This window comes from Natronospira sp., from assembly GCF_007134575.1.
Classification (GTDB): Bacteria; Pseudomonadota; Gammaproteobacteria; order Natronospirales; family Natronospiraceae; genus Natronospira; species Natronospira elongata.
The window spans coordinates 1-6,738 of the sequence record NZ_SLKM01000024.1; the positions used below are offsets into that span (position 1 = coordinate 1).

Annotated in this window: 7 protein-coding genes; 1 reads left to right on the plus strand and 6 read right to left on the minus strand. The window is 66.3% G+C overall.

The annotated features are described in order from the left end of the window. The 5 genes from ACJWXQ_RS01075 to ACJWXQ_RS01095 form a co-directional block, all read right to left on the minus strand. Window positions 1-433: argininosuccinate synthase domain-containing protein (locus ACJWXQ_RS01075; protein WP_406671961.1), on the minus strand; the 433-nt coding region annotated here is incomplete at its 3' end. Continuing rightward, entirely contained in the window at window positions 430-1,842 is a 1,413-nt protein-coding gene (gene argH, locus ACJWXQ_RS01080) for an argininosuccinate lyase (protein WP_346050982.1), read from the minus strand. The genes argH and ACJWXQ_RS01075, both read right to left, overlap by 4 nt. Beyond that, window positions 1,832-2,782 carry an acetylglutamate kinase gene (gene argB, locus ACJWXQ_RS01085; protein ID WP_406671962.1) on the minus strand — a complete coding sequence of 317 codons (951 nt, stop codon included), beginning with the start codon at window positions 2,780-2,782 and terminating at the stop codon, window positions 1,832-1,834. Before argB ends, argH begins: the two co-directional genes overlap by 11 nt. Next, window positions 2,779-3,801, minus strand: coding sequence for an N-acetylornithine carbamoyltransferase (locus ACJWXQ_RS01090; RefSeq protein WP_406671963.1), 1,023 nt, complete (start codon window positions 3,799-3,801; stop codon window positions 2,779-2,781). Before ACJWXQ_RS01090 ends, argB begins: the two co-directional genes overlap by 4 nt. Continuing rightward, window positions 3,789-5,000, minus strand: a complete 1,212-nt coding sequence (locus tag ACJWXQ_RS01095; protein ID WP_406671964.1) for an aspartate aminotransferase family protein — start codon at window positions 4,998-5,000, stop codon at window positions 3,789-3,791. Before ACJWXQ_RS01095 ends, ACJWXQ_RS01090 begins: the two co-directional genes overlap by 13 nt. A gap of 167 nt (window positions 5,001-5,167) precedes the next feature. Between ACJWXQ_RS01095 and ACJWXQ_RS01100 the strand changes: the two genes are divergently transcribed. Continuing rightward, the gene (locus tag ACJWXQ_RS01100; RefSeq protein ID WP_346050986.1) at window positions 5,168-5,578 is read left to right on the plus strand and encodes a hypothetical protein; all 411 of its coding nucleotides are present in this window, start codon (window positions 5,168-5,170) and stop codon (window positions 5,576-5,578) included. Window positions 5,579-5,604: 26 nt separating this feature from the next. Here ACJWXQ_RS01100 and ACJWXQ_RS01105 read toward each other — a convergent pair. Next, window positions 5,605-6,738: GGDEF domain-containing protein (locus ACJWXQ_RS01105; RefSeq protein WP_406671965.1), on the minus strand; the 1,134-nt coding region annotated here is incomplete at its 5' end.

Below are 6,738 nucleotides of genomic sequence, written 5' to 3' on the forward strand. Positions count from 1 at the left end.
GGGTGATGATGGGCAAGTCCGGTGCCAGGGACTGGAAGGCCACATCAAAACGAATCTGGTCATTGCCGGCCCCGGTGGAGCCATGGGCCAGGGCATCGGCACCGATGGCCAGGGCATGCTCGGCCACGGCCTCGGCCTGACAGACCCGCTCGGCGGACACGCACAGGGGATAGCTGTGCCCCCGCAGCACATTGCCGTAAATGAGAAAGCGCAGGAAGCGATGGAAGAGGGCCTCGCGGGCATCAATCACCCGATGCCCGGCCACGCCGGCGCGTTTGGCCGAGGCTTCGATGGCCGCCAGTTCCTCGCCGTCGAAACCGCCGGTGTCCACGGTCACGGTATGCACCGCCCAGCCCTGCTCACGCAGCCACAGGGCGCAATAACTGGTATCCAGGCCGCCGGAGAAGGCGAGTACGATCTTGCCCTTGTTCATGAATCATCACTCCACAATGCTTGAATGGATTGCTGCTGACGCCGGCGCAGGCAGGCCAGCCACTCCCGCCGACCGGCGATTTCGACCTCGCAGGCGCTGATGCCCGGGCGGGCCACGCCGCCGGTGTGGCTGCCGCTCAGGGCGTCGCGGTCGGGCTGGAAACGCTCGGCGAGAATCTCGCCGGCGACCTCCCCGTAGGCATCCCGGAAGGCCATGCCGGCTGCCGCCCGGCGGCAGGCCTCGTGGGCGGCATAAAGACCGTCGTCGCAGGCCTCGGCCAGCGCCTGCGGATTCACGCGCAGGCCCGAGACCAGCCGGGTGAGGACCGGGAGCAGCGACCGGGCCCGGCTTACCGCCCGCAACAGAGGGGCCTTCATCAGCTGGCTGTCACGGTGATAGCTGGAAGGCAGCCCCCCGGCCAGGTGTTCCAGCTGGGCGGCCGCCCCACGCAGTTCCCGGCAGCGGCCCCGGGCCAGTTCCACCACGTCCGGATTGCGTTTCTGGGGCATGATGGAGGACCCGGTGGTAAAGGCATCCGGCAGCTGAAAGAAGCCGTATTCCTCGGTGCTGAACAGGGCCAGATCCCACAGCCCCTTCTCCAGCACCCCGGCCACCGAGCCCAGCCAGTGCAGCACTGCCAGTTCGTGGCGGCCACGACTGTTGTTGACATCAATGGGGTTACGCTGGACCTTGCGAAAGCCCAGCAGCCGGGCGGTGTATTCACGATCGATGGCCAGGGGCACTCCGAAACCGGCCGCCGCCCCCAGGGGGCAGCGATCCAGTCGTTTCCACAACCCTTCCAGGGCTTCCAGCTCCTCCACCAAGCCCTCGGCAAAGGCCAGTGACCACTGCCCCACGCTGGAGGGCATGGCCCGGCGCATATGGGTATAGCCCGGCATGGGCGTGTCCAGGTGGCGCCCGGCGAGCTCGGCAAAGGCCCCGGCCAGGGCCACCAGGGATTCCCCCATGCCGAGCAGGGCATCGCGCAGATAGAGCCGCAGCGCCAGGATCACCTGGTCATTGCGGGAACGGGCCAGATGCACCCGCCGCCCGGCTTGCCCGGCCCGCTCCACCAGGGCCTGCTCCAAGGCAGTGTGGCCGTCTTCCTGGCTGGCATGGATGGGCAGCTCCCCGGCCAGGGCCTGACCATGCAGCAACCTGAGGGCATCCAGCAGACTCCCGGCATCCTCCGCCGAGAGCAGATCCACATGGGCCAGCATGCGCACATGGGCGGCACTGCCGATCACGTCCCAGGGCAGGATCAGGGGATCGAGAACGGGATCCTCGTCCACGGTGAAATCATGAATCACCCGGTCCAGGGGCAGGCCCTTGGCCCACAACAGATCGGCGCTTTCACTTTTTTCCGGCGCTTCGCTGGTGGCGAAGGCGCCGGCCTGTTCAGCCGACATGGGCCACCTCCCCGGGGGGTACCTGGCCGGCCCCGTCGTCGGCTGCCTCGGTTTCCGTCCCGGCATCCCGGTGGATCATGGTGCCGCTGCCCTCGTTGGTGAACACCTCTTCGAGCAGGGCATCGGCGCTCAGGCCGGAGACCAGGTGGACCCGGCCGACACCGTCCGCCAGGGCCTGGAGGATGGACTCGGCCTTGGGCCGCATGCCGTCACGGATGCGGCCGTCGGCGATCATGGCCTCAAGGCCCATGGGTCCGATCTCGGTCACCAGGCTGGCCGGGTCCTGACGGTCGCGCAGCAGCCCCGGCTGCTCCAGCAGATAGAAGAGTTTTTCCGCACCCAGGGCCACCGCCAGGGCCGCGGCCAGGCTGTCGGCATTGGTGTTGAACACCTGGCCCTGCTCATCGCCGGTGAGCGAGGCCACCACGGGCAAATGACCGGCGGCCAGCAGTTCCCGCAGCAGCGCGGGATTGACCGCCTCGATGTCACCCACTTCGCCGAAATCCACCCTCTCGCCGTCAACCGTCACCGGCGGACGGCGCCGGGCCCTGACCAGGCCGGCATCGACGCCCGACAGCCCCACCGGCGACAGGCCCGCGGCCCGCAGCTCGGCGAGCAGATCGGTCTGCAAGCGGCCAAGAAAACTCATCTTGGCCGCATCCAGCACCGCCGGCGAGGTCAGGCGGCGACCGCCCCTTTTCTCCACCGCCACCCCCATGGCGCGGCACAGTCCATCCAGATCACTGCCACCGCCATGGACCACGACCAGGGGAATGGAGAAACGCCAGAGGACCGCCAGCTGCTCGGCAATGCGACGGCGATGGGCGGGACGGGCGAGCAATTCCCCGCCCAGCTTGATGACAAAGACCTGGTCCCGGAACTGATCGACATAGCGGGCCGCCGAGCGCAGGACCCGCCAGGGATTGAGATGGGGATTCATGCCGCACTCCTCTCCGTCAACGCGCTTTGCCCCAGGGCCATGTCCAGCAGCACGCGCTGGACATGGAAACGGTTCTCGGCCTGATCCACCACCGCGCTGGCGGGACTGTCCAGCAGCGTGGCGGCCACTTCCACGTTCCGGCGCACGGGCAGGCAGTGGAGCAGGCTGGCATCGGTCTCGGCGCGGGCCATCTGCGCCGGGCCGACCTGCCAGTCGGGATAGGCCTGCATCATGGCGGCCGCATCGCCGGCTGCCGGCAGCACCGGGCCCCAGGCCTTGGCATAGACTGCCCGGGAGCCCGCCAGCGCGGCGGCCTGGTCATGGCCGAGCTCGACCGAGCCGCCGCTTTCCGCGGCCAGAGCCACGGCCTGGGCCATTACCGGGCCGGGCAGCTCGAAGCCCGGCGGGTGGGCGATGCGGACCTGGCAGCCGGCGGCGGCCGCGGTGAGCAGAAAGGAATTGGGCACCGCCTTGGGCAGGGGCTTGATATGCGGCGCCCAGCTCAGGGTCACCGGCAGGCCCTTCAGGCTGCCGTAGCGCTCCCGCAGGGTGAGCACATCGGCCAGGCCCTGGCAGAGATGCTCGCGGGCCGACTCCATGCTGATCACCGGTACCGTGGCATGGGCCCGAAAGGCCCGTATCAGGGCATCGCCCTCGTCGACCTGATCATCCTGCAACTGGGCAAAGGCGCGCACCGCGAGCAGGTCCACATAGCGGGAAAGGACCGGGGCGGCCTCGCGCACATGCTCGGGCCGGTCGCCGTCCATGGCGATCCCCTCGCGGTGCTCCATGGCCCAGGCACCCTTGCCGGCCTCCAGTATCAGGGCCGACCCGCCACCGCGGGCCATCACCGCCTCGAAGGAGGCACGGGTGCGCAGGGAGGGATTGAAGAACAACATGCCCAGCAGCACATCACGCAGATGGGCGCCGGGCCCGTCCGCCTTCCAGGCCAAGGCCTGCTCAATCACCCGGGGCACGCCGGCAGTCCCCAGGTCTTCCAAATGGGTCAGATGTGGCATGACCGGCTTGCCTCCTTTGCCGGCTCAAACGGGACCGCATCCTGCCGAGCATCCGCACTGAAGGCGTGCACAGCGGTAATCAGGGTGGCCACCGCCCGGGGGCTTAGAGTCAGCGGCGGCATCAGACGCAGCACGCCGGGGTCGGCGGAGCCGCCCACCAGGATGTTCCGGGACTGCAGCCAGTCCTTGAGAGAGGCGGCCTGGGTGCCGGCCACCAGTCCGAGTAGTAGCCCGTGCCCCCGCACCGCGCTGACCACACTGCCCTTGAGGCCCCGCCGAATGGCCTGCTCGGCCTGAGCCGCACTGCACATGAGATGCTCTTCGCGGATGATCTTGAGCGTGGCAAGCAAGGCGGCACAGGCCAGGGGCCCGCCACCAAAGGTGCTGCCCAGATCCCCCGGCGCGAGCGTCCCGGCCACCGCCGGCTGCATCAGCACCGCGCCCATGGGCAAGCCCGAGGCCATCCCCTTGGCCAGGGTCATGAGATCGGGGCGAATGCCATGCAGGTCGGCGGCGAAGGGGGTGCCCAGCCGGCCCATGCCGGTCTGGATTTCATCGAAGATCAAAAGACAGCCATTGGCCCGGCACTTGGCCTCGAGCGCCCGCAACCAGGCGGTGTCGGCAGCGCGGACACCGGCCATGGACTGGATCGGCTCGACAATCACGGCAGCCACATCGGAGAAATCGGCGGCCGCCAGCGCGGCGTGATCGGCAAAGGGCAGCAGGCTGGCCTCGGCCCTCAGCCCCGGGGCCTTGGCGTGCAGCCCGGGCACATCGGAAACCGACAGGGCCAATTGCGTGCGGCCATGAAAGCCGCCCTCGAAGGCGACAAAGCGGTCACGACCGGTGAGCATGGCGGCAATCCGCAAGGCGTTTTCATTGGCCTCCGCCCCGCTGTTGCAGAAAAAGACCTGATCCAGGCCATCGGGGGCAAAATCGCAGAGGGCCTCGGCGGCCTGATCGCGCACCGGCAGCGAGGCGGCCATGGAATAGAAAGCCAGCCGGGCTACCTGCTCGCTGACCGCGGCCACCACGCGGGGGTGGCCGTGGCCGGTGAGGGCCACGCAATGGCCGCCGTAAAGATCCAGCCAGGCCTCGCCATCGGCGCCGAAGACCTGCTCATCCCGGCCGGCCACCAGCGGGAAGGGAAAGCCCGAATAGGTGGCCAGCAGGGCCGTGTTGTCCGCCAGTGGCGACATGATCTACCTCGTTGCATTGCAGGCGACCCGGGACGGGCCACACTTCTGAGTGGATACCATGCAACGATAAATGCATATATGCAAGACGGATCTGGAATTAATTGGGGAAAATACGGAAAAGATCTGATATTATTCGCATATTCACCTGAATATGCGGATTACATGCAATGGACACCGACCAGCAGATCCTGGCCATCATCGAAGCCGAGCCCATCCGCGACCAGGCCAGCCTGCTGGCGCGCCTGGCCGAACAGGGCATCCAACTCACCCAGCCAACCCTCTCCCGCCACCTGCACAAGCTGTCCATCCGCAAGCAGGACGGCCGCTACCGGGTGAGCCGGGAACCGGTCACCGTGCTGCCCCGCATGGACATCAGCCTGGTCCCACCCAATCTGGTGATCCTGAAAACCGATCCCGGCCATGCCCAGATGCTGGGCCTGCACCTGGACAAGCGACAGCCCGAGGGCATGGCCGGGACCGTGGCCGGTGACGACACCATTTTCATCGCCGCCGAAGCGGGAACGTCACTTGAAGATCTGCGTGAACGGGTATTGGATGTGTTCGGGCGGGATGGCTAGGACAGTTCAAGAGCAATGAGAAAATTTCAATCGGACACGACAATCCGATTACGGCCCTGGTCCTTGGCCTGATAAAGGCGTTGGTCGGCGCGGCGAAACAGAGCCTGCAGATCCATGTCCTCATCAAGGACCGCAACACCACCGCTGATGCTGAGGGACAGACCTGCTTGAAGCCGTTCCCAGGGATGGGACTGGACCGCTTCACGACATCGCTCGATGACCTGCCGGGCGCCATCCTCGTCCGCGTTGGGCAGGGCAATCACGAATTCCTCGCCGCCATAGCGGGAAACCAGATCGGTGCTTCGGGCCTCGTGCTGCAGTATCTCGGCAACGGTCATCAAGACCTTGTCACCCAGCTGATGAGAATAACGGTCGTTGACTTCCTTGAAGTGATCAATATCCATCAAGGCAATGGCAAGCGTGCCGCCATAACGTTGTAGCCGCTCTTTCTCCTGCCGGAGAAACTCATCCATGTGACGGCGATTGCACAGACCGGTCAGCTCGTCCTCGCGGCTGAGTCGTTCCAGCTTCTCCACCAGTTCCTGCTGCCTGACCCGCGCCATTTCCAGACGCTGATTCTGCGCCTCGATCTCGGCGGTGCGCTGCTGAACCTTCTCCTCCAGTCGCTGACGGCTGTCACTCAAACGCTTCACTGTGAACATCAATGCCATCAGCACGAAGAGATAGGAGAGGGTCAGCACCCGATCCGTGTTGATGGCAATCATCACCGTCAGCAGGCCAATCAGGGCCGCCGCCGGCTCCAGGGTATTGGCAAACCAGTCCACGGGAATGCGAATACGTCCATCGGTCAGGGCTACCCGGATGCGAACAAACAAGCCGTTGACCAGCTGCATGCTGACGATGGTAGCCGCCACCGGCAGAATCAGTGCCGGCGTCAAGGCACTCACCGGGGCACTGCCCCCGGCAAGACGAAAAGCCAGGCCACCGGCCAGGATGGTAAGAATGATCATGCCCGCATTATGGAGCGCCCGCAGCAAGGCCTGAGCCCGGCTATTCCCGGTCTGAGCGCGGATATGGAAGGGAAAAATCAACGACGCCACGGCATTGAATACCGCCGAGGCCGCCGGTCCCAGCAGCCAGATCAGACCGGCCTGAGTGATGCGGTCAAAACTGACATAGCCCAGGCGGGACGAGGGAAA